Source organism: Streptomyces sp. NPDC046379 (assembly GCF_055587785.1).
Genome location: NZ_JBVJFP010000006.1, coordinates 316605 through 339481 on the forward strand (window position 1 = coordinate 316605; position 22877 = coordinate 339481).

Consider the following 22877-nt stretch of genomic DNA (forward strand, 5'->3'; position numbering starts at 1 on the left):
GGCAGTCGGCAAGACCGTATCGCTCACAGTCACCTCGCGAGGCTTCCCACGATCGAGATGAGGATGTAAACGATGATCATCAGTACGAAGAAGGACAGGTCGAGCGCCACGCCCCCGAGACGCAACGGCGGGATGAACCGCCGCAGAAGCTTCAACGGTGGATCGGTGACAGTGTAGGTGGCCTCCAGAACGACCACCATCGCCTTGCCGGGTTGCCACGAGCGGGCGAACTGGAAGACGTAGTCCATGACCAACCGGAAGATCAGCACGATGAGGAAAACCATCAGCGCGATGTAGATCACCTGCGCGAACACGCTCATGGCCGATGTTTCCCTCTCCCCTGTTCCCACTGCTTCTTGGTCGGTACGTCTCAGCTCTGGTTGAAGAACCCGCCCTCTGCGATGCGGGCCTTGTCCTCCGCCGTGACATCGACGTTAGCAGGCGACAACAGGAACACCTTCTGCGTCACCCGCTCGATGCTGCCGTGAAGACCAAACACCAAACCGGCCGCAAAGTCGACAAGTCGCTTGGCGTCTGTGTCGTCCATCTCAGTCAGATTCATGATCACCGGCGTGCCCTCACGGAAGTGTTCCCCGATGGTACGGGCTTCGTTGTACGTCCGCGGGTGAAGCGTGGTGATCCGGTAAGGCTCTCGTTCCGACACGACCTTGGGCATGATCACCGGCGCGTTCTTCTCCAGGGGCTGACGTTCTTGTGTGATGGACGCCACGGGCGCGATGCGCGCGGGACGTCCGGATTCCGCGGACAGCGAAGAGGATCTCGCCACCGGCTCACGGGGCGCCGGAGGCTGCACGATTCGCACCTCTTCATCCCTTTGGGACTGATGTGCGAGGTGCGACTGGTGGGACGGCTCGTGCCGCCGGTGGTCCCGCTCGGGCTCGGGGTCGAGTTCGGGTTCGAAGTCGTCGTCGGGATCGAATCCCCGGCCGTCGTACCCATCGTCCTCCACGAGGCCGAGGTAGACCGCCATCTTGCGCATCGCGCCGGCCATGCTCTGAGTCCTCCGCTCTGTGGTGGATCGGCTGACGACTGCCAAGTGCCCGCGATCCACGAGGTCTTACGCCGCCCTTCGACGGTAATGACCATATTTTCTGCTGTGGTCCGACTTCTTGGCGACGTTACCCGAGCCCGGCACGGACTCCGAGTACCGCCGTACCGACGCGCACATGTGTCGCCCCGGCCGCGACGGCCTGTTCGAGGTCCGCGCTCATCCCCGCAGAGACCATGGTGGCAGCCGGATGGTCCCTGCGCAGGTCGGTCGACAAATCCATCAACCGCCCGAACGTCTCGCGTTGACGTCCCGCGTACTCCCCGGTGAGCGGCGCGACCGTCATCAGACCGTCGAGCCGCAACCCCGGAGCGGCGGCCACGAGACCGGCCAACTCCCCGATCCCCTCGGGGGCCACGCCGCCCCGGTCCCCACGCCCGCTCGCCCCCGCGTCGAAGGCGACCTGGATCAGGCACCCCACCTCGCGCCCGGCGCGCTCCGCCTCCTTCGACAGAGCAGTGACGAGCCGGGACCGGTCGACCGACTGCACCAGGTCGGCATAACCGACCACGGATCGCACCTTGTTGGTCTGCAACTGACCGACGAAATGCCATGTCAGGGGCAGATCCGAACAGGCCGCGGCCTTGGGCGCGGCGTCCTGGTCCCGGTTCTCCGCCACATGACGCACACCGAGTTCCGACAGGATCCGCACATCGCTCGCCGGGTAGGTCTTGGTGACGACGATCAGCGTCACCTCTTCGCGCTTCCGGCCGGCCGCCGCGCAGGCGGCGGCGATGCGCTCCTCTACTTTCGCCAGGTTCGTGGCGAGTTCACCCCTACGGTCCGTCATGCCCCATCAGTCCAGCCAGACATAGCCCGCGAGCCGTCCGGTGGTCCGGTCGCGGCGGTACGAGAAGTGGTCGTGCGATTCCCGGGTGCACACCGGGGAGTGCGCCCGGTCGCGCACCCCGAGCCGTTGGAGCTGGGCGTGCACCCCGGCGCCGACGTCGAGCGCCGGCGTGCCCCAGCTCGTCTCGGTGTGCGCCGCCGGTTCGAGGGCGGCGACCTCGGCGCGCATCGGCTCCGGCACCTCGTAGCACCGACCGCAGACGGCGGGTCCGGTGCGGGCGACGATCCGGGCTGGGTCGGCCCCCAGTTCCGCCATCGCGCGCAGTGCCGCCGGGACGACACCGGCGACCATGCCGGGCCGGCCGGCGTGGGCCGCGGCGACGACCCCGGCGACCGGGTCGGCGAGCAGTACCGGCACGCAGTCGGCGGTGAGCACGGCGAGCGCCAGTCCCGGGGCCGTCGTGACGATCGCGTCGACCTCCGGCGCCGGGCGCGCGCCCCAGGGACCGTCGACCACGGCGACGTCGTTGCCGTGGACCTGGTTCATCCAGACCACCCGTCCGGGGTCGACGCCCAGCGACTTGGCGGCCAGTTCCCGGTTGGTGCGCACGGACCGCGGATCGTCGCCGACCGCGCCGCCCAGGTTGAGCTCCTCATACGGAGCGGCGCTCACCCCGCCCCACCGGTCGGTGAAGGCGAAGTGCGCGCCGCTCACGGTCTCGCGCTGTCCTATCACTTCAGGAAGTCCGGTACGTCCAGTTCCTCGGCCGCGCTGTCGGTGTAGGTCCGCGACGGCGGGACCGGCGGGGAGGCCGGCAGCTCGCTCACCGGCTCGGGCGCCGGCTCCGGCTCCTCCTTGGGCTTGACGCTGCCGAGCGTGCCGAAGGACGGCCGGCTCTCGGGCTGCCGTACGGGCGCGGGTTCGTCGCGCTTGACCGAGGACGAGCCGAGGACGTTGTCCCGCTTGGCGGGCGGCTGGCCGCCGTCGAAGCCGGCCGCGATCACGGTGACCCGCACCTCGTCGCCGAGGGCGTCGTCGATGACCGCGCCGAAGATGATGTTGGCCTCGGGGTGGGCGGCCTCGCTGACCAGCTGGGCGGCCTCGTTGATCTCGAACAGGCCGAGGTCGGAGCCGCCGGAGATGGAGAGCAGCACACCGCGGGCGCCGTCGATGGACGCCTCCAGCAGCGGCGAGGAGATGGCCATCTCGGCCGCGGCCACCGCGCGGTCGTCGCCGCGGGCCGAGCCGATGCCCATGAGCGCCGAACCGGCCTCGGACATCACCGACTTCACATCGGCGAAGTCCAGGTTGATCAGACCGGGCGTGGTGATGAGGTCGGTGATGCCCTGGACGCCGGAGAGCAGCACCTGGTCCGCCGACTTGAAGGCGTCGAGGACGGAGACCTGGCGGTCCGAGATGGACAGCAGCCGGTCGTTCGGGATGACGATGAGGGTGTCGACCTCCTCGCGCAGCTCGGCGATGCCGTCCTCGGCCTGGTTGGCCCGGCGCCGCCCCTCGAAGGTGAACGGGCGGGTGACCACGCCGATGGTCAGGGCGCCCAGGGAGCGCGCGATGTTGGCCACGACGGGCGCGCCGCCGGTGCCGGTGCCGCCGCCTTCACCGGCCGTCACGAAGACCATGTCGGCCCCCTTGAGGACCTCCTCGATCTCCTCGCGGTGGTCCTCGGCGGCCTTGCGGCCGACGGCCGGGTTGGCTCCGGCGCCGAGTCCGCGGGTGAGTTCGCGGCCGACGTCGAGCTTGACGTCGGCGTCGCTCATCAACAGCGCCTGTGCGTCGGTGTTGATGGCGATGAACTCGACGCCCTTGAGACCGACCTCGATCATCCGGTTGATGGCATTGACACCACCGCCGCCGACACCGATGACTTTGATGACTGCGAGGTAGTTCTGCGGTGCTGCCACGTCGAAGGCCTCTCGCCTCGAGTTACGTGCGCCGGTTCACCGGGACGCAGCTGCGCCTCGCGATCCGACGACTGATGCCGATTGGGACGGTCCGTTGTGCCGACCCGAACCCTAACGTTGAAGTTTAGGGTTACCAGTGTGTCTGTTCCCTGGAGTCTTCTGAACAGGACACTAAGTCGACAAGCGGCGCACGTTCAACGAACACGCCGAACCTCCCGTTTTTCTTTTCACCCTATGTGATCAGGCATAGCGATGCCCAACCAGGGTGGTGGCCTGCGCCGATGCGCGTCAACTCGCTGATGACGCGGGCGCGGTGGGGACGCTGACGTCGAAGTGCCGGGCCCGCGGGGCCGCTTTCAGCAGGGCGGTCAGGGTACGGCCCTTGGCGCGCCCCTGTTCGGCGCTGCCCCAGACGACGGTTCGGCCGTCGGTCAGCTCCAGCGCGATGTCGTCGTAGGAACGGACCTTGACGGCCCGGGTCAGCCGGGCGACCGCGGCCGGGACGTCGCCCGCGACGCGCACCGCCTCGCGCACCAGCCGCGCTTCGCCGAAGCGGCGCAGGCTGGCGGCGGCCGAACCCTGCCGGGAGACCGTCAATTCCAGCAGGGGAACGCCTTTCGGGGCCCGGGAAACCGTGGCGAAACGGACACCCTCGTCGTCCACCTCCACGAACTCGCCGCCCTTTTCCATGACCAGGACCGCGGTGCGCTCGGTGACTTTCAGCGTGATTCCGTCCGGCCAGGAACGCACCACCTCAACTTCGTCAATTCGGGGCAATTCCCGGCGCAGTCGTGACGCGATCGCGCCGGTGTCGACGGAGACCATCGGCGCGCCGACCGGTACGGCCGCGGCACGGCGGACCTGGGCCGGCGTCAGAACGTCCGCGCCGGAGACGGACACCCGCTCGACGCGCAGCCACTGCGAGCCGTAGAGGAGCCAGCCGCCGCCGGCGGCGAGGACGACCAGCGCGACGGCCAGGATGATGATCGTACGGAGCCGGGGCGGTCGCCACCGGCGGGCGGCCGGGGGCGGGCCGGACGATCCCTGCTGACGTGCACCGCGCTCGGCGGTGGTCGGTCCGGCCACGCTCCCCTGCCTTCCGTCCAGCGTTACTGGCGATGCGCCCGGTGTGCGGCGATCGCCTCGTACACCATGCCGACGAGCAGTTCGTCGGCGTCCCGGCGGCCGAACTCGGCGGCGGCGCGGGACATCTCGTACAGCCGGTGCGGGTCGGCGAGCACGGGCAGGACGTTCTGCTGCACCCACTCGGGGGTGAGTTCCGCGTCGTCGACCAGCAGTCCGCCGCCCGCCTTCACCACCGGCTGGGCGTTCAGCCGCTGTTCGCCGTTGCCGATGGGCAGCGGGACGTAGGCGGCCGGAAGCCCGACGGCGGAGAGTTCGGCGACGGTCATCGCGCCCGCGCGGCAGAGCATCATGTCCGCCGCGGCGTACGCGAGGTCCATCCGGTCCAGGTAACTTACCGGGACGTACGGGGGCATCCCCGGCATCTGGTGGACCTGCGGCAGTTCGTTCTTGGGGCCGACCGCGTGCAGGATCTGGATCCCGGCCTGCTGGAGCCAGGGGGCGACCTGCTGGACGACCTCGTTGAGCCGGCGGGCGCCCTGCGAGCCGCCGGTGACCAGCAGGGTCGGCAGGTTGGGGTCGAGGCCGAACGCCGCGCGCGCCTCGGGCCGTACGGCCGCCCGGTCCAGGGTGGCGATCGAGCGGCGCAGCGGGATGCCGATGTAGCGGGCGCCGCGCAGCTTGCTGTCCGGGGTGGAGACGGCCACCTGGGAGGCGTACCGGGAGCCGATCTTGTTGGCCAGGCCCGGGCGGGCGTTGGCCTCGTGGATGACGATCGGCACCCCGAGCCGCTTGGCGGCCAGGTAGCCGGGCAGCGCCACATAGCCGCCGAAGCCGACCACGACGTCCGCCTTGGTGCGTTCCAGGATCTGCTCGGCCGCCTTGATCGTGCCGCGCAGCCGGCCGGGCACGGTGATCAGCTCGGGGGTCGGCTTGCGCGGCAGCGGTACGGCGGGGATCAGCGCCAACTCGTAGCCGCGCTCCGGGACGAGGCGGGTCTCGAGTCCGCGCTCCGTGCCCAGTGCGGTGATCCCCACCGTCGGGTCCTGCCTGCGCAGGGCGTCCGCGAGGGCGAGCGCGGGCTCGATGTGGCCGGCGGTCCCCCCGCCGGCGAGTACGACATGCACCGAAATTCACCGCTCTCCGGACGAGCGCGCCGGGGCGCGCCGTCGCATCGTGTTCCATCTCCGGGACCCCTGCGGGCCCCCAGCCCCCCGCTTTCTACCAAAGCGGGGTTGCCGCATCGCAAGCGCCGCCCGCGCAGCGGGCTCGTCGCGTGCGAAGGCGATCAGCAGCCCGATGGCGAACATGGTCGGCAGCAGGGCGGAGCCCCCGTAGGAGAACAGCGGGAGCGGGACGCCGGCGATCGGCAGCAGGCCGAGCACCGCACCGATGTTGATCACGGTCTGCGCCGTGATCCAGGTGGTCACACCTCCCGCGGCATACCTCACGAAGGGATCCTCCGTGCGTCCGGCCACGCGGATACCCGCATAGCCTAGAGCGGCGAACAGGGCGAGAACCGACAGCGTCCCCGCCAGGCCCAGTTCCTCACCGGTGACGGCGAAGATGAAGTCGGTGTGAGCTTCGGGGAGTTGGCCCCATTTCTCCACACTCGCACCGAGCCCGGATCCGAACAGTCCGCCGGAGGCGAGGGCGTAGATGCCGTGCACCGCCTGCCAGCAGGAGCCGTCGGATCCCATCTCGGTGGCGCCGATGCAGGAGAAGCGCTCCAGGCGGTTGTCGCTGGTCCTGATGAGGAAAGCGCCGATGACCGCGGAGACGGCCAGCACGCCCACGAACAGCCGGGTGGGCGCGCCCGCCAGCCACAGCAGCCCGAACAGGATCGCGGTGAGGATGATGGCGGTGCCCATGTCGCCGCCGAGCATGATGAGCCCGAGCAGCAGGAACGCGGCCGGGACCAGCGGCACCAGCATGTGCTTCCACTGCGTCAGCAGCCTCTTGTCCTGTTTGCGGGCCATCAGGTCGGCGCCCCACAGCACCAGCGCCAGTTTGCCGAACTCGCTGGGCTGGAGCTGGAAGGAGCCGCCGACGGGGATCCAGTTCTGGTTGCCGTTGACCGCCACTCCTATCCCCGGCACCTGCACCAGCGCCATCAGGAAGACGGCGCCCGCGAGGATCGGGTAGGCGAGCGCCCGGTGCAGCTTGACCGGCATCCGGGAGGCGGCGAACAGCAGCACGGCGCCGAGCACGGCGGCCAGCAGCTGCTTGCGGAAGAAGTACCAGCCGGGCAACGACATCTGCAGCGCGGTGATCTGGGAGGCCGAGTAGACCATCACCAGACCGAGCACGGTGATCAGCAGACTGCCGCCGAGGATCAGGTAGTAGGCGGTCAGCGGCCGGTCCCAGGCCTTGCGCAGACGCGTGTGCAGCCGCTGCACGGGGTTCTCGCGCGGCGGCCGGGGAACGGCGGGACGCCGGGCCGCCCGCTGTACGGGCGGGCGGCCGGTGCGGCTACCGGGCATCGGCGCCTCCGTGAAACGTCGGCCCAGTCGGTCCCACGCGTCCCTCCCAAGGTCGCCCGGCAGGCGGCCGGGTCAGGCGCCGAGTTCGCGAACGGCCTGTGCGAACGCGTCACCGCGCTTGTTGTAGTTGGCGAACATGTCCATGGAGGCGCACGCGGGGGCCAGCAGCACCGTGTCGCCGGCGACGGCGAGCCGCCGCGCCTCCTGGACAGCCTGGAGCATCGCCCCAGTGTCGGTCCGGTCGAGGTCGACGACGGGTACTTCCGGGGCGTGTCGCGCCAGGGCTTCGCGGATCAGGGCGCGGTCGGCGCCGATCAGCACGACACCGCGCAGCCGCTTCGCCGACTTGGCGACCAGTTCGTCGAAGGTGGCGCCCTTGGCTAGGCCGCCCGCGATCCACACGATCGACTCGTATGCCGCCAACGACGCCTCGGCGGCGTGGGTGTTGGTGGCCTTGGAGTCGTCGACGTAGGCGACGCCGTCCACGTCGGCGACGTGCGCGATGCGGTGGGCGTCCGGCCGGAAGGCCCGCAGCCCGTCGCGCACGGCCGCGGCGGGCACGCCGTAGGCCCGGGCGAGGGCCGCCGCCGCGAGGGCGTTGGCGATGTTGTGCGGGGCCGGCGGGTTGACGTCGGAGACCTCGGCGAGCTCCTGCGCGTTCTTGTGCCGGTCCTCGACGAAGGCGCGGTCGACCAGGATGCCCTCCACCACGCCGAGTTGGGAGAGGCCAGGGGTGCCGAGGGTGAAGCCGATCGCCCGGCAGCCCTCCTCGACGTCCGCCGCGCGCACCAGGTCCTCGGTGGCCCTGTCGGCGGCGTTGTAGACGCAAGCGACCCGATTGCCCTCGTAGATACGGCCCTTGTCGCGTGCGTACGCCTCCATGGAGCCGTGCCAGTCGAGGTGGTCGGGGGCGAGGTTCAGCACGGCGGCGGAGTGGGCGCGCAGGGAGGGCGCCCAGTGGAGCTGATAGCTCGACAGCTCGACGGCGAGCACGTCGTACGTCTCCTCGCCGAGCACCGCGTCCAGCAGGGAGACGCCGATGTTGCCGACGGCCGCCGTGCGCAGGCCGGCCGCCCGGAGGATGGAGGCGAGCATCTGGACGGTGGTGGTCTTGCCGTTGGTGCCGGTGACCGCGAGCCAGGGGGCGGCGTCCGGTCCCCTGAGCCGCCAGGCGAGTTCGATGTCGCCCCAGACCGGGACGCCGGCCTCGGCGGCGGCCGTGAACAGGGGCTTGTCGGGCTTCCAGCCGGGGGCGGTGACGATCAGCTCGGCGCCTGCGGGCAGGGTGGCGCCGTCGCCGAGGCGCACGGTGACGCCGAGCGCCTCCAGCTCGGCGGCCTGGGCGCGGGCGCGTTCGTCGTCGCCGTCGTTGACGACGGTGACGTGCGCGCCGAGGCCGGCCAGGACCCTGGCCGCCGGGACTCCGGAGACGCCGAGTCCCGCTACCGTGACGTGCTTGCCCTGGAACTCCGCAGACGCCGTCGAGGTCACTTTTCCGCTGCCCATCCCGCGTAGAAGAGGCCCAGTCCGACGATGACGCAGATGCCCTGGATGATCCAGAAACGGACCACCACGAGCACTTCGGACCAGCCCTTGAGTTCGAAGTGGTGCTGGAGCGGCGCCATCCGGAAGACCCGCTTGCCCGTCATGCGGAACGAGCCGACCTGGATGACCACCGACATGGTGATGAGGACGAAGAGGCCGCCGAGGATCGCCAGCAGCAGCTCGGTGCGCGAGCAGATGGCGAGGCCCGCCAGCACGCCGCCGAGCGCGAGCGAACCGGTGTCGCCCATGAAGATCTTGGCCGGCGAGGTGTTCCACCACAGGAAGCCGAGGCAGGCGCCCATCAGCGCGGAGGCGACCACGGCGAGGTCCAGCGGGTCGCGCACCTCGTAGCAGGCGCCCGGGTTGGTCAGCGTCTGCGAGTTGGCGCAGGACTCCTGGAACTGCCAGACGCCGATGAACGTGTAGGCGCCGAAGACGAGCACCGAGGCGCCGGTGGCGAGGCCGTCGAGACCGTCGGTGAGGTTCACGCCGTTCGACATGGCGAGGATCATGAACAGCGCCCAGACGACGAACAGCACCGGGCCGATGGTCCAGCCGAAGTCCGTGATGAACGACAGCTTGGTGGAGGCCGGCGTCTGCCCGCGGCTGTCCGCGAACTGCAGCGACAGCACGGCGAAGGCGATGCCGACGATCAGCTGGCCGGCCATCTTCGCCTTGGCCCGCAGACCCAGCGAACGCCGCTTGACGATCTTGATGTAGTCGTCCAGGAAGCCGACCAGGCCCATGCCGACCATCAGGCCGAGCACCAGCACGCCCGAGTACCTCGGCGGCTCCCCGCTGATCACCTTGCTGAGGAAGTAGGCGGCCACGGTGGCCAGGATGAAGGCGATGCCGCCCATGGTCGGCGTACCGCGCTTGCTGGCGTGCTCGCGCGGGCCGTCGTCGCGGATGTACTGCCCGTAGCCCTTGCGGGCCAGGAGCTTGATCAGCAGCGGGGTGCCGATCAGCGTCAGGAAGAGGCCAATGACTCCTGCGAACAGGACCTGATTCATCATCGGGCGCTGACCTCACCCTCGGCACCGGTCTCCAGCAGCGCCTGGGCAACGCTCTCCAGACCGACCGAACGGGACGCCTTCACGAGCACCACGTCCCCCGGGCGCAACTCGCTGCGCAACAGGTCGACCGCCGCCTGTGCGTCGGACACGTGCACCGACTCCTCACCCCACGAACCCTCGTTATATGCGCCCAGTTGCAGCCAGGCGGCTTCCCTGCCCCCGACCGCGACGAGCTTGCTGACGTTGAGCCGGACGGCGAGCCGTCCGACCGCGTCGTGCTCGGCGAGCGATTCGTCCCCGAGCTCGGCCATCTTGCCGAGCACCGCCCACGTACGCCCCCCCTTCGCCCGTGCGGCCTTGCCGATGGCGACGAGCGCGCGCAGGGCGGCCCGCATGGACTCGGGGTTCGCGTTGTAGGCGTCGTTGACGACCGTCACGCCGTCGGGGCGCTCGGTGACCTCCATCCGCCAGCGGGAGAGGGAGTCCGCCTCGGAGAGCGCGGTGGCGATCTCTTCCGCGGACATGCCCAGCTCATGGGCGACGGCGGCCGCGGCGAGCGCGTTCGACACGTGGTGCTCACCGTACAGGCGCATGGTCACATCGCTTGCACCGGAGGGTGTGTGAAGCCTGAAGGCGGGCTGTCCGCTGTCCGTGAGTCGGACGTTCTCGGCGCGTACGTCCGCTTCGTCGGCCTCGCCGAAGAGGACCACCTTCGCCTTCGTCCGGGACGCCATGGCGCGCACGAAGGGGTCGTCGGCGTTGAGGATCGCGGCGCCGCCCTCCTCGGCCGGCGGCAGGGCCTCCACCAGCTCGCCCTTGGCCTGGGCGATCTGCTCCCGGCCGCCGAACTCGCCGATGTGCGCGGAGCCGACGTTGAGCACCAGGCCGATCCGCGGGGGCGTCAGGCCGGCGAGGTAGCGGATGTGGCCGATGCCGCGGGCGCCCATCTCCAGGACGAGGAACCGCGTCTCCTCGGTGGCTGTGAGCGCGGTGAGCGGCAGCCCGATCTCGTTGTTGAGGGAGCCGGGCGTGAACACCGTCGGCGCCTTGCGGCGCAGCACCTGTGCGATGAGGTCCTTGGTGCTGGTCTTGCCCGCCGAGCCGGTGAGTCCGACGAGGGTGGCGCCGAGCCTGCCCACCACGTGCCGGGCGAGGGCGCCGAGGGCCGCCTGGACGTCGTCCACGACGATCGCGGGCACGCCGACGGGCCGGGAGGCGAGCACGGCGACCGCGCCCGCCTCCACCACCTGCCGCGCGAAGTCGTGGCCGTCGACGCGCTCGCCGGCGAAGGCGGCGAACAGGCTTCCGGGACCCGCCTCCCGCGAGTCCCGGACGACCGGTCCGGTCACCCGCACCGTCGGATCCGGTATGTCGTGCGTCTGCCCGCCGACGACTTCAGCGATCTCGGCGAGAGAGAGGGCGATCACAAGTTCATCCCTGGGTCTTCTTGATGGCTTCGCGAAGCACCTGGCGGTCGTCGAAGGGACGCACCACCCCGGCGATGTCCTGCCCCTGCTCGTGGCCCTTGCCCGCCACCAGCACGGTGTCGCCGGGCCGTGCCCGGGCGACCGCGGCGGCGACGGCGGCGGCCCGGTCCTCGAAGACCTGGACCTCGCCGCGCTCGTGCGCGGGCACGGACGCCGCGCCCTGGAGCATGGTGGCGAGGATCGCGAGGGGGTCCTCGGAGCGGGGGTTGTCCGACGTCAGTACGGCGGTGTCGGCGAGCCGCGCCACGGCGGCGCCCATCGGGGCGCGCTTGGTGGTGTCCCGGTCGCCGCCGCAACCGAGGACGACGTGCAGCCTGCCCTCGGTGACCTTGCGCAGTGCTTTGAGGACCGACTCGACGGCGTCCGTCTTGTGGGCGTAGTCGACCACCGCGAGGTACGGCTGCCCGGCGTCCACCCGCTCCAGCCGGCCCGGCACGCCCGGCACGGCGGCGACGCCGTCGGCGGCGGCCTGCGGGTCGAGTCCGGCGGCGGCGAGGGCGACGATCGCGGCGAGGGTGTTGGCCACGTTGAAGGGGCCCGGCAGCGGGGACTTGGCGGCGATCCGCTCGCCCCGGGGGCCGACGACCGTGAACTGCGAGTCCAGCGGCCCCACCCGGACGTCCTCGGCCCGCCAGTCGGCGTCGGGGTGGCCCTCGGCGGAGTAGGTGACGACGGGGACGCCGGCCTCGCGGGCGAGCCTGCGGCCGTACTCGTCGTCGGCGTTGACCACGCCGAGCCTGCTGCGCTCCGGCGTGAACAACTGCGCCTTGGCCTGGAAGTAGTCCTCCATGCCGGAGTGGAACTCCATGTGCTCCGGGCTGAGGTTGGTGAAGACCGCCACGTCGAAGACGCAGCCGTCGACGCGGCCGAGGACCAGGGCGTGGCTGGAGACCTCCATCGCGACCGCCTCGACGCCGCGTTCGCGCATGACGGCGAACAGGGCCTGGAGGTCGGTGGCCTCGGGGGTGGTGCGCTCGGACTTGATGCGCTCCTCGCCGATGCGCATCTCGACGGTGCCGATCAGTCCGGTGGAGCGGGCGGTCTTCAGGCCGCCCTCCACCAGGTAGGCGGTGGTGGTCTTGCCGGAGGTGCCGGTGATGCCGATCTGCAGCAGGTCGCGGCCCGGCCGGCCGTAGATGGTGGCGGCCAGCTCGCCCATCCGCGCACGCGGGTCGTCGACGGTGAGCACGGGCAGGCCGGTCGCCGCGGCGCGTTCGGCGCCGGCCGGGTCGGTCAGCACGGCGGCGGCGCCGAGGCCGGCGGCCTGGGTGACGAAGTCGGCGCCGTGCGCGCGGGCGCCGGGCAGCGCGGCGTACAGGTCGCCGGGGCGGACGGCGCGCGAGTCGTGGGTGATGCCCATGACCTCGGCGGGAGTCTCGGGCGCGGTGACACCCAGTTGATCGGCGAGTTCCGCGAGGGGTGTGGCGGAGACCCGGGCCGGCCGGGGCGGTCCCGGATGGGTCACGGGATGGCCCTTCTGGGTGGTTTGGGACTGATCAGGGTGTGGCACGGCGGTGAGCGTACCGGGCGCACCCGCTCCGGAGCGAAGCGAGGGGCCGGGGGTGCCGGGGTTCCGGGGATCGGGGGTGGTCGTCGTCACGGGTGGTTCCTGGTGGCTCGGTGCCGGACGGCGTTGTCCGGCACTGTCGTGTCACGGTCGGAAGGTGACCGGGATGTTGGCGGGCTTCGCTCCCGTCGGCGGGACTTGCAGGGTCTTCAGGGCGAACGCCATCACCTTCTTGTAGACGGGGCCGCAGATCTGGCCGCCGAAGTAGTCGCCCCTGGTGGCGTTCTGGATGGCGCAGTAGACGGTGATGCGGGGCTTGTCGGCGGGCGCGAACCCGGCGAACGACGAGGTGTAGCCGTGGTACTTGCCGGTGTCCGGGTCCACCCGGTTGGCGGTGCCCGTCTTGCCCGCGACGCGGTAGCCGGGGATGCGCGCCCGGGTGCCGGTGCCCTCCTCGTCGTCGACGACCGACTCCAGCATCCGGGCGAGGGTCTTGGCCGTCTTGGCGCTCACCACCCGGGTCTTCTTCGGCTCGGGCGCCGGGATGAAGCGGCCGTCGGCCTCCTTGGTGCCGCGCACCAGGGTGGGTTCGACGCGGACGCCGCCGTTGGCGATGGTCGAGTAGACGGAGGCCGCCTGCATCGCGTTGATGGAGACGCCCTGGCCGAAGGGGATCGTGAACTGCTGGGAGGTCGACCAGGTGTCCGGCGGTGCGAGGATGCCCCTCGTCTCGCCGGGGAAGCCGAGGCCGGTGTACTCGCCGATGCCGAACTCGCGCAGGTAGCGGTAGAGGACCTCGTTGGCCTGCTCCTGGGTCTTGCCGAGCTGGCCGACGGCGAGGATCGTGCCGATGTTGCTGGACTTGGCGAGCACGCCGTTGAGCGTGAGGTACCAGGTCGGGTGGTCGATGTCGTCCTTGAACAACCGGTCGCCCCGGTGCAGGCGGTTGGGCACGACGACGTGTGTCAGGGGGGTGGCGGCGTTCTCCTCCAGTACGGCGGCCATCGACATGACCTTGGCGGTGGAGCCGGGCTCGTAGGCGTCCTGGAGGGCCGCGTTGCCCATGGCGGCGGCGTCGGCGGTGGACAGGTCGTTGGGGTCGAAGCCCGGCGAGTTGGCCATGGCGAGGATCTCGCCGGTGCGGGTGTCCTGGACGATGACGTAGCCGCGGTCCGCGCGGGACTTCTCGACCTGCTCGCCGATGGCGTTCTGCGCGGCCCACTGGATGTCGCGGTCGATGGTCAGCTCGACGTCGGAGCCGGGGACCGCGGGCGTCTCGGTGGAGCCGACGGTCGGCACCTGGTGGCCGCCGGACTGGGCGTAGCGGATCTTCCCGTCCTCGCCGGCCAGCCGCTCGTCCAGCTGCTGCTCGACGCCGCCGCCTCCCTTGCCCTCGGCGTTGACCCAGCCCAGTATCCCGGCGGCCAGCTCGCCGTTGGGGTACACGCGCTTGCTGCTGGGTTCGGCGAGGACGCCGGCGAGGACGTTGACGGTGCTGCGGTCGCTCTCGGCCTTGGCGGCGAGCGCGGATCTCAGGTCGCGGATCTGCTTCCAGACCTGCGGCGTCTGGCGCACGGCGAGCCGGACGTAGCGCAGCTTCTTGTCCGCGGGGCGGAGCTTGTCGGTCAGCTCCTGCTGGTCGAGCCCGAGGATCGGCGCGAGCAGCGCGGCCGCCTGCTCGGGGCCGTCGTCGACCTTGAGCTGCTCGGGGGTGAACAGGGTGGGGTCGGCGGTGATGTCGTACGCGTCGACGCTGGTCGCCAGGGCGACGCCGTTGCGGTCGGTGATCTCCCCGCGCTGGGCGGCGAGGGTGTGCACCACGTACCGGTTCCGCTCGGCCTTCGCGGCGTAGGCGCCGGCGTCGACGGCCTGCACCTGGAGCAGCCGTACGACGAAGACGCAGAGCACGAGCGTCAGCCCGAGCCCGACCATGCGCAGCCGCGGCCGGGGGCTGCCCAGCCTCAGCGCGGGCGCGGGCCTGCGCGCCGGCGCCCGCCCCGGCCGGCGTCCGGCAGCGGGCCGCACCGGCCGAGCGGGCCGCGCGGGCCCGGGCACCCGGCGGCGCGGCGGTTGCCTGTCGGTCACGTCCGTCACCTGCCGGAGGTCGGGGTGGGCGGGGCGGTGGGGAGGGCCTCCGGGGGGAAGGCCGCGGGCGGGCGGGCCGCCGTACGGACACGGGCCGGCAGCGGGCCGGCCGCCCTGCGGCCACGGGCCGCGGGCCGGCCGGGCGCGGCGGTGGGAACCGGGGCCGCGGCGCAGCCCCGCGCGGCGGCAGGGCACAGTCCGGCGGGCGAGGCCGGGGGCCCGGCGGCACCGGGGGCCGGGCGGCGCGGCGAAGTCCTGTCGGTCACGTCCGTCACCTGCCGGAGGTCGGGGTGGGCGGGGCGGTGGGGAGGGCCTCCGGGGGGAGGACCGCGGGCGGGCGGGCCGCGGCCGGGGTGGGGGCCGCGGGGGACGGGACGCCCTTGACGGTGCCGTCGGGGGACAGGAAGGCGGGGTCGCCGCCGGGGACCATGCCCAGTTCCTGGGCGCGGCGCTGGAGGGCGTCGGGGGCGGAGTAGGCGTCGATGTCGCGCTGGAGGGCCTGTTCCTCGTCGGTGAGGTTCTTGGTCTCCTTGCGGATGTCGTCCAGGCGGAACGAGCCCTCGCTGAGCGCGGAGTTCAGCACCAGCAGCCCGATCAGCCCGCCGCCGAGGAGCAGCACCACCAGCAGGACGAACGGGGTGCGCGCGGCCTGGCCCCGGCCGGCCGGCAGCAGCCGGGCGAGCCGGGCGGCCCGCCCCCTCAGTTCGGGTTTCCTACTCACTGGCCCTCACCCGACGTCCTCCCTGACGCGCTCGGCCGCGCGCAGTCGCGCGGGCGCCGCGCGGCGGTTCTCGGCGATCTCTTCCTCGCTGGGAAGTTCGGCACCCCGGGTGAGCAGCTTGAGCCGGGGCTGGTACCGCTCGGGCACCACCGGGAGCCCGGGCGGCGCGGTGGTCGCCGCGCCGGCCGCGAACACCTGCTTGACCAGCCGGTCCTCCAGCGAGTGGTACGACAGCACGGCGATCCGCCCGCCCACCGCCAGCGCCTTCACGGCCGCCGGGACGGCCCGTTCCAGCACGCTCAGCTCGCCGTTCACCTCGATCCGCAGCGCCTGGAAGGTCCGCTTGGCGGGGTTGCCGCCGGTGCGCTTGGCGGCCTGCGGCAGCGCGTCCCGGATCAGCTCCACGAGCCGCGCGCTGTTGGTGAACGGCTCCTTCTCCCGCTCGCGCACCACGGCGGCGACGATCCGCTTGGCCTGCTTCTCCTCGCCGTACGCGCGCAGGATCCGCACCAGCTCGCCCGCCGGGTAGGTGTTGAGGACCTCGGCGGCGCTGATCCCGGTCGTCTGGTCCATGCGCATGTCGAGCGGGGCGTCCTGCGCGTAGGCGAAGCCGCGGCCGGCCTCGTCGAGCTGCATGGAGGAGACGCCGAGGTCGAACAGGACGCCCTGGACACGCGGCACGCGCAGGCGGGCCAGCACGTCGGGCAGTTCGTCGTAGACCGCGTGGACGAGCGAGGCGCGTTCGCCGTAGGGGGCGAGCCGTTCGCCGGACAGCCGCAGGGCCTCGCGGTCGCGGTCGAGGCCGATCAGCCGGACGCCGGGGAACCGCTGGAGCAGCGCCTCGCTGTGGCCGCCGAGTCCCAGGGTGCAGTCCACGACCACGGCGCCGGGCTCCTGGAGCGCGGGGGCCAGCACGTCGAGGCAGCGCCGGAGCATCACCGGGACGTGTCGGCTCGAATGCGCTTCGCGCACCATTTCCTTCGGGGCCCTCTCAGGTCCGGCGGGCCGTACGCACCGCCGGATCCCCGCCCGCTCGTGAAGGGGAGACCTGCCGGCGCCGAGAGCGTCGGCCGGCCGGGAGCGGGTGGAGGCCGAGCCGCACGTACGCGCCGCGCACGTGGGAGGACTCCGGTCGCGGCCGGGGTCCTCGGGATGTCAGTCCAGCGGGGAGAGCCTCGCCTCCCGCTTCGCGTCACTTTAGTCCACCCTGTCTCGCGGTCAATCAACCGGCCCGCGCGTGGCGGCGACGGCGGTGGATCACGCTCCCGGGGACGGCGAATCACCCGCTCGGCCCCGCGACGGTCACGCTTGTGGGTTACGTCACACACAAGGTGTGATGACGTTCTTTGTCCGCTCTCACAGCAGGCCCGCGGGTGGCGTGACCAGTAACGTCATCGACATGACGACTTCTGCATCGGTTCCCGCCGGCTCCGAGGGCGCCATAACGGGCGCCGACACCGTGACGGACCGCCTCGTCGAGGCGAACAAGAGGTACGCCGCCGCCTTCACCGACCCCGGCATGGACGCCCGTCCGGTGCTCCAGGTGGCGGTCGTGGCCTGCATGGACGCCCGGCTCGACCTGCACGCCGCGCTGGGCCTGGACCTCGGCGACTGCCACACCATCCGCAACGCGGGCGGCGTCGTCACCGACGACGTGATCCGCTCCCTCACCATCAGCCAGCGCGCGCTCGGCACCCGCAGCGTCGTGCTGATCCACCACACCGGCTGCGGCCTGGAGACCCTCACCGAGGAGTTCCGCCACGACCTGGAGATGGAGGTCGGCCAGCGCCCCGCCTGGGCGGTGGAGGCCTTCCGCGACGTCGACCAGGACGTACGGCAGTCCATGCAGCGCGTGCGCACCTCGCCGTTCCTTCTGCACACCGACGACGTGCGGGGGTTCGTCTTCGACGTGAAGACGGGTCTGCTGCGCGAGGTCGACCCGGCCTGAACCCCGACGACGGAACGGGCCCGGGATCGCTTTCCGGAGGATTCCCGGGCCCGGAACAAGACAAAACGTCGTGAGCGCCGATGTGTCGCGGCCAGTTGTCCACGGGCGAGTGACACGAATCGATAACGGCGGCAAGAATGCGGGTGGTGGACGTCGCGCGGAACTTTTCCCGCCTGCCGTCCGTGTTCGGGGTGGGCCGGTCCGCATCGCAGAGCGTCGGCCCGGAGAAAGTAACGGGCCGAGGAGGGCCGGGTGACGACCTATGACGATCGAGCGAGCCTCACAGATCTGACTGCCACCGTGGAGCGGGTCCGCAGTGCGGTGGAGGAAGTGATCGAGGGCAAGCCCGAGGTCGTACGGCTTTCGCTGACCGTGCTGCTCGCCGAGGGACACCTTCTGATCGAGGACGTCCCCGGCGTGGGCAAGACCATGCTGGCCAAGGCGCTGGCCCGGTCCATCGACTGTTCGGTGCGCCGTATCCAGTTCACCCCCGACCTGCTCCCCTCGGACATCACGGGGGTGTCCATCTGGGACCAGCAGCGCCGGGACTTCGAGTTCAAGCCGGGAGCGATCTTCGCGCAGATCGTGATCGGGGACGAGATCAACCGCGCCTCCCCCAAGACCCAGTCGGCGCTGCTGGAGTCCATGGAGGAGCGGCAGGTCACGATGGACGGGCAGACGTACGAGCTGCCGAGCCCGTTCATGGTGGTGGCCACGCAGAACCCGGTCGAGATGGAGGGCACCTATCCGCTGCCCGAGGCGCAGCGCGACCGCTTCATGGCCCGTGTCTCCATCGGCTACCCGAGCCCCGAGGCCGAGTTGCAGATGCTGGACGTGCACGGCGGCGTCAGCCCGCTGGACGACCTCCAGCCGGTGGCGCACGCGCACGACATCGTGAAGCTGGTGGAGGCGGTGCGCGGCGTGCACGTCGCCGAGACCGTCCGGCGCTACGCGGTGGACCTGGTCGCCGCCACCCGCACCCACCCGGACCTGAGACTGGGCGCCTCCCCGCGCGCGACGCTGCATCTGCTGCGCGCGGCGAAGGCGTCCGCCGCCCTGAGCGGCCGGGAGTACGCGCTGCCGGACGACGTGCAGGCCCTCGCCGTCGCCGTCCTGGCCCACCGTCTGCTGCCGACCGCGCAGGCCCAGCTCAACCGCCGTACCTCGGAGCAGGTCGTGCAGGAGATCCTGCAGCGCACCCCGGTGCCCGCGGCGCCCCAGCAGGGCGCCTTCGGCGGCCTGGGCGCCGGGACCTACGGCCAGCAGCCGCCGCGGAGGCTGTGATGACCTCGGCGGCAGGGCCCGCGGCGCCCGCCGACGAGGACCGGGGCGACCGCGGCGGCCCGCGCACGGCGCTGGCCGGCCTGACCACCCGCGGCCGGTCCTTCCTGGCCGCGGGGGTCGCCTCCGCCGTGAGCGCCTACGTGCTCGGGCAGAGCGATCTGCTGCGGGTGGGGCTGCTGCTTGCGGTGCTGCCGCTGCTGTGCGCCACGGTGCTGTACCGCACGCGCTACCGGGTCGCCGGCAGCCGCCGACTCTCCCCCGCGCGGGTGCCCGCCGGCTCCGAGGCCCGGGTGCACCTGCGGATGGACAACGTCTCGCGGCTGCCCACGGGCCTGCTGATGCTTCAGGACCGGGTGCCCTACGTGCTGGGTCCGCGTCCCCGTTTCGTGCTGGACCGGGTGGAGCCGGGCGGCCGGCGGGAGGTGTCCTACCGGGTCCGGTCCGACCTGCGCGGCCGCTATCCGCTGGGGCCGCTCCAGCTGCGGCTGACCGACCCGTTCGGGATGTGCGAGCTGACCCGGGCCTTCTCGACGTTCGACACGCTGACGGTGATACCGCGCGTGGAGGCGCTGCCGCCGGTCAGGCTGACCGGCGAGTCCTCCGCCGGGCACGGCGACGGACGGCAGCGCTCGCTCGCCCTGGCCGGGGAGGACGACGTCATCCCGCGCGGCTACCGCTACGGCGACGACCTGCGCCGCGTGCACTGGCGTTCGACCGCGCGCTACGGCGAGCTGATGGTCCGCCGCGAGGAGCAGCCGCAGCGCGCCCGCTGCACGGTGCTGCTGGACACCCGGGGCGTGGCCTTCCAGGGCGCGGGTCCGGGCTCGGCCTTCGAGTGGGCCGTCTCGGCCAGCGCGTCCGCGCTGGTGCACCTGCTGGAGCGGGGCTTCTCGGTGCGGCTGCTGACGGACACCGGCGGCTGCGTGCCGGGCGAGGGCGCCGACGGTTACGCGGGCGTCAGCCAGGAGTCGGCGGACGCGGCCGGGCTGCTGATGGACACCCTCGCGGTGATCGAGCATTCCGAGGGCACCAGTCTGTCGCGGGCGTACGACGTGCTGCGCGGCGGCAGCGAGGGGCTGCTGGTGGCGTTCTTCGGCGACCTCGACGAGGAGCAGGCCGCGATGGCGGCCAAGATGAGCCGGCGCGGCGGCGGCGCGGTCGCCTTCGTGCTGGACAGTGAGGCCTGGACGCGGCAGCCGGGCGAGGCGGCCGCGCCGCCCGCCGGCAACGAGGAGTCGCTGCGGATGCTGCGCGGCGGGGGCTGGACGGTGGTGCCGGTGCCGCGGGGCGCCTCGCTGCACGATCTGTGGCGGCAGGCGGACCGGGAGCGGTCGGGCATCGTGACGGCGCACGACGCCGACGGGGAGGGAAGGTCATGAGCGCGCGGGCACGGATGGCGCTGTGCGCGATGGCGGCCACGCTGATGGCCGCGTGCGCCCTGCTGCCGCTGGTCGACACACCCGGCTGGTTCCTCCAGGCGGCGGTTCTGCTGCTGGTTCAGACCGGTGTGGGCGCGGCGGCCCGGCGGGTGCCGCTGGCCCGTGCGCTGACGGTGACGGTGCAGGCGCTGGTCACGCTGCTGCTGCTGACCGTGGTCTTCGCGCGGCGTCACGCGGTCGCCGGGGTGCTGCCCGGTCCCGAGGCCTTCGCGCACTTCGGCGACCTGCTCCGGCAGGGCGCCGACGACGTGAGCCGGTATGCCATTCCGGCGCCGCTGTCGGACGGCATCGAGCTGATGGTCGTCGGCGGTGTGCTGGTGATCGGGCTGCTGGTGGACGTCATCGCGGTCACCTTCCGCAGCGCGGCCCCGGCCGGGCTGCCGCTGCTCGCGCTGTACTCGGTGGCGGCGGGGCTGGCCGACGGCGCCGGCGGCTGGCTGTGGTTCCTGATCGCGGCGGCCGGTTATCTGATGATGCTGCTGGCTGAGAGCCGGGACCGGCTGTCCCAGTGGGGCCGGGTCTTCGGCGGCGCGTCGCGCGGTCCGGGCCGGGAGCCCGGCGACCCGGTGGCGCCGGTGCGCACCGGGCGGCGGATCGGCGTGGTGGCGCTGGGCATCGCCCTGGTGGTGCCGCTCGGCCTGCCCACGATGAGCGGCGGGCTGCTGGAGGCCGCGGGCACCGGTGCGGGCACCGGCGTCGGGGGCGGCGGCATCATCTCCTCGGTCAACCCGGTGGTGAGTCTGAGCAACAGCCTCAAGGTGGAGGAGGACCGCCAGGTCCTGACCCTGCGCACCGACAGCGAGGACCGGTCCGGCATGTATCTGCGGATCGTCTCCGTGGACGACTTCGACGGCAAGGACTGGAGGCCGTCCCACCGCAACGTCGTCGACGTGCCGGAGGATCTGCCGACGCCACCCGGGCTCGGCCCCGAGGTCGTGCGCACCGAGGTGCGCACGACGATCGCGGCCGCCGACACGTACGACCAGGACTGGCTGCCGATGCCGTATCCGCCGCGCGACGTGAAGGTGAACGGCCGCTGGAGGTACGAGCCGGTCGGCATGACCCTCGTCGGCGACCGGGGCCAGAACACCCGCGGGGCGACCTACGAGGTGACCAGCCTCGACCTGCGCCCGACGGCGGATCAGCTGGCCTCGGCCGCTCAGCCGCCCGAGGCCCTGGTGCGGGAGTTCACCGAAGTGCCGGACGATCTGCCGGGCGTGGTGGAGCGCAGGGCACGGGAGATCACGGCGGAGGCCGACAACCCCTACGAGCAGGCCGTCGCGCTCCAGGAGCACTTCGCGATCACCGGCGGGTACCAGTACGACACCGAGGTGGACGGCGACAGCGGGACGAAGGCGATCGTCACCTTCCTGCAGGACAAGCGGGGCTTCTGTGTCCACTTCGCCTTCACGATGGCGTCGATGGCCCGCACGCTCGGCATACCGGCCCGGGTCGCGGTGGGTTTCGCGCCCGGCACCCCGCAGGCCGACGACACGGTGGCGGTGGGGCTGCGCGACGCGCACGCCTGGCCGGAGCTGTACTTCGAGGGGGTGGGCTGGACCCGCTTCGAGCCGACCCCCAGCCGCGGCACGACGCCCGAGTACACCATGCCGGACCTGCCGGGCACCGGCACCCCCGAGCTTCCCGAGGCGTCCCGCTCCGCGCAGCCGGTTCCGTCCGCCGAGGCGTCGGCGAGCGCGAGCTGCGCGGCCGGGGACCAGCGGGCGGCCACCTGTGGCGCGGTGCTGCCGCTCACCCCGGAGACCCCCGAGGACAGTGGTCCGCCCTGGTACCGCACGGCGGCCTGGGTGCTGCTGGGGGTCACGGTGGTCGTGCTGTTGCTGCTGCCGATGCTGTGGCGGCTCAGGCGGCGGTCCGTGCGGCTGGGCTCCGCGCTGCACACGGCGTCGGCGCCGGGTGCGCTCGCCCGGGGGGAGCGCGGCGGTTCGGGGAGCGTCGACGGGGTCGAGGTGACGGCGCTCGCCGTCCAGCCCTCGGAGGAGCAGGCAGCCCGGGCGGCGGCGGGCCATGTCCTGGCGGTGTGGCGGGAACTCACCGACACGGCCTGGGACTACGGCATCGTGCCGGACGACGCGCTGACCCCGCGCAAGGCGGCGGAGCGGATCACGCGTCTGGCCGAGCTGGACGGTCCGACGGCTCAGGGCGTGCACCGGGTGGCGGGCGCCGTGGAGCAGGTGCTGTTCGCGCCGCGGCCGCGGGCCGAGGCCGGGCTCGCCGACGAGGTGCGGGGGCTGCGCGGCGCGCTGCGGGCCAGGGCCGGCTGGCGGACGCGGGTGCGCGCGGTGGTCGCGCCCCGTTCGGCCGTTCGTGCGCTGTGGGACCTCGGCGACCGGTGGGCGGCGGTCAGGAACGGCCTGGCCGCCAGGTCGGCGGCGCTGCGTCCGTCCGGTCAGCGCGGCGGCGGCTGAGCGGGCCGCTCCGCCGCGCCGGGAGCATGCGTGAGGGGTTGCCGCCCACCGGGCGGCAACCCCTCACGT

General features: G+C 72.2%; 19 protein-coding genes. 4 read left to right on the forward strand and 15 right to left on the reverse strand.

Translation table 11 applies throughout. From position 1 onward, the window contains the following. Nucleotides 1-29: 29 nt before the first annotated feature. The 15 genes from ACZ6KF_RS14060 to rsmH form a co-directional block, all read right to left on the reverse strand. Nucleotides 30-320, reverse strand: coding sequence for a YggT family protein (locus tag ACZ6KF_RS14060; protein ID WP_356634297.1), 291 nt, complete (start codon nucleotides 318-320; stop codon nucleotides 30-32). A 50-nt stretch (nucleotides 321-370) separates the two neighbouring features. Then, on the reverse strand, nucleotides 371-1012 hold the full coding sequence (locus ACZ6KF_RS14065; RefSeq protein WP_356634295.1) for a cell division protein SepF: 642 nt from the start codon (nucleotides 1010-1012) through the stop codon (nucleotides 371-373). A 127-nt stretch (nucleotides 1013-1139) separates the two neighbouring features. Beyond that, nucleotides 1140-1859, reverse strand: a complete 720-nt coding sequence (locus ACZ6KF_RS14070) for a YggS family pyridoxal phosphate-dependent enzyme (protein ID WP_356634293.1) — start codon at nucleotides 1857-1859, stop codon at nucleotides 1140-1142. Between the two features lie 6 nt (nucleotides 1860-1865). Continuing rightward, nucleotides 1866-2594 carry a peptidoglycan editing factor PgeF gene (pgeF, locus tag ACZ6KF_RS14075; protein WP_469238517.1) on the reverse strand — a complete coding sequence of 243 codons (729 nt, stop codon included), beginning with the start codon at nucleotides 2592-2594 and terminating at the stop codon, nucleotides 1866-1868. After that, on the reverse strand, nucleotides 2591-3781 hold the full coding sequence (ftsZ, locus tag ACZ6KF_RS14080) for a cell division protein FtsZ (protein ID WP_356634289.1): 1191 nt from the start codon (nucleotides 3779-3781) through the stop codon (nucleotides 2591-2593). Before ftsZ ends, pgeF begins: the two co-directional genes overlap by 4 nt. A 288-nt stretch (nucleotides 3782-4069) precedes the next feature. Continuing rightward, nucleotides 4070-4867, reverse strand: a complete 798-nt coding sequence (locus ACZ6KF_RS14085) for a cell division protein FtsQ/DivIB (protein ID WP_469238518.1) — start codon at nucleotides 4865-4867, stop codon at nucleotides 4070-4072. Nucleotides 4868-4890: 23 nt separating this feature from the next. Beyond that, a complete protein-coding gene (murG, locus tag ACZ6KF_RS14090; RefSeq protein ID WP_356634285.1) occupies nucleotides 4891-5991 on the reverse strand; it encodes an undecaprenyldiphospho-muramoylpentapeptide beta-N-acetylglucosaminyltransferase in 1101 nt (366 codons plus the stop codon). A 6-nt stretch (nucleotides 5992-5997) separates the two neighbouring features. After that, nucleotides 5998-7347 carry a putative lipid II flippase FtsW gene (gene ftsW / locus ACZ6KF_RS14095; protein WP_356634283.1) on the reverse strand — a complete coding sequence of 450 codons (1350 nt, stop codon included), beginning with the start codon at nucleotides 7345-7347 and terminating at the stop codon, nucleotides 5998-6000. Nucleotides 7348-7419: 72 nt separating this feature from the next. Then, nucleotides 7420-8853: a UDP-N-acetylmuramoyl-L-alanine--D-glutamate ligase gene (gene murD, locus ACZ6KF_RS14100; protein WP_469238519.1), complete on the reverse strand. Its 1434-nt coding sequence runs from the start codon at nucleotides 8851-8853 to the stop codon at nucleotides 7420-7422. Beyond that, nucleotides 8835-9905: a phospho-N-acetylmuramoyl-pentapeptide-transferase gene (gene mraY, locus ACZ6KF_RS14105; RefSeq protein ID WP_356634400.1), complete on the reverse strand. Its 1071-nt coding sequence runs from the start codon at nucleotides 9903-9905 to the stop codon at nucleotides 8835-8837. Before mraY ends, murD begins: the two co-directional genes overlap by 19 nt. Beyond that, a complete protein-coding gene (locus tag ACZ6KF_RS14110; RefSeq protein ID WP_356634278.1) occupies nucleotides 9905-11335 on the reverse strand; it encodes a UDP-N-acetylmuramoyl-tripeptide--D-alanyl-D-alanine ligase in 1431 nt (476 codons plus the stop codon). Before ACZ6KF_RS14110 ends, mraY begins: the two co-directional genes overlap by 1 nt. Nucleotides 11336-11339: 4 nt before the next feature. Continuing rightward, nucleotides 11340-12860, reverse strand: coding sequence for a UDP-N-acetylmuramoyl-L-alanyl-D-glutamate--2,6-diaminopimelate ligase (locus tag ACZ6KF_RS14115; protein ID WP_356634276.1), 1521 nt, complete (start codon nucleotides 12858-12860; stop codon nucleotides 11340-11342). A 186-nt stretch (nucleotides 12861-13046) separates the two neighbouring features. Continuing rightward, the gene (locus tag ACZ6KF_RS14120; RefSeq protein WP_469238520.1) at nucleotides 13047-14987 is read right to left on the reverse strand and encodes a peptidoglycan D,D-transpeptidase FtsI family protein; all 1941 of its coding nucleotides are present in this window, start codon (nucleotides 14985-14987) and stop codon (nucleotides 13047-13049) included. Nucleotides 14988-15258: 271 nt separating this feature from the next. Next, nucleotides 15259-15708 carry a cell division protein FtsL gene (gene ftsL, locus ACZ6KF_RS14125; protein ID WP_356634272.1) on the reverse strand — a complete coding sequence of 150 codons (450 nt, stop codon included), beginning with the start codon at nucleotides 15706-15708 and terminating at the stop codon, nucleotides 15259-15261. Nucleotides 15709-15714: 6 nt separating this feature from the next. Continuing rightward, complete coding sequence (gene rsmH / locus ACZ6KF_RS14130) at nucleotides 15715-16683, reverse strand: 16S rRNA (cytosine(1402)-N(4))-methyltransferase RsmH (protein WP_356634270.1); 969 nt, start codon at nucleotides 16681-16683, stop codon at nucleotides 15715-15717. A gap of 424 nt (nucleotides 16684-17107) precedes the next feature. Between rsmH and ACZ6KF_RS14135 the strand changes: the two genes are divergently transcribed. From ACZ6KF_RS14135 to ACZ6KF_RS14150, 4 genes are all read left to right on the forward strand, one after another. Further along, complete coding sequence (locus tag ACZ6KF_RS14135; RefSeq protein WP_356634268.1) at nucleotides 17108-17656, forward strand: beta-class carbonic anhydrase; 549 nt, start codon at nucleotides 17108-17110, stop codon at nucleotides 17654-17656. A 252-nt stretch (nucleotides 17657-17908) separates the two neighbouring features. After that, entirely contained in the window at nucleotides 17909-18940 is a 1032-nt protein-coding gene (locus ACZ6KF_RS14140) for an AAA family ATPase (RefSeq protein ID WP_356634266.1), read from the forward strand. Then, on the forward strand, nucleotides 18940-20319 hold the full coding sequence (locus ACZ6KF_RS14145) for a DUF58 domain-containing protein (protein WP_469174193.1): 1380 nt from the start codon (nucleotides 18940-18942) through the stop codon (nucleotides 20317-20319). The genes ACZ6KF_RS14140 and ACZ6KF_RS14145 overlap by 1 nt, the downstream gene beginning before the upstream one ends. Further along, nucleotides 20316-22808: a transglutaminase TgpA family protein gene (locus ACZ6KF_RS14150; RefSeq protein WP_469174195.1), complete on the forward strand. Its 2493-nt coding sequence runs from the start codon at nucleotides 20316-20318 to the stop codon at nucleotides 22806-22808. Before ACZ6KF_RS14145 ends, ACZ6KF_RS14150 begins: the two co-directional genes overlap by 4 nt. The last annotated feature ends 69 nt before the right edge of the window (nucleotides 22809-22877 follow it).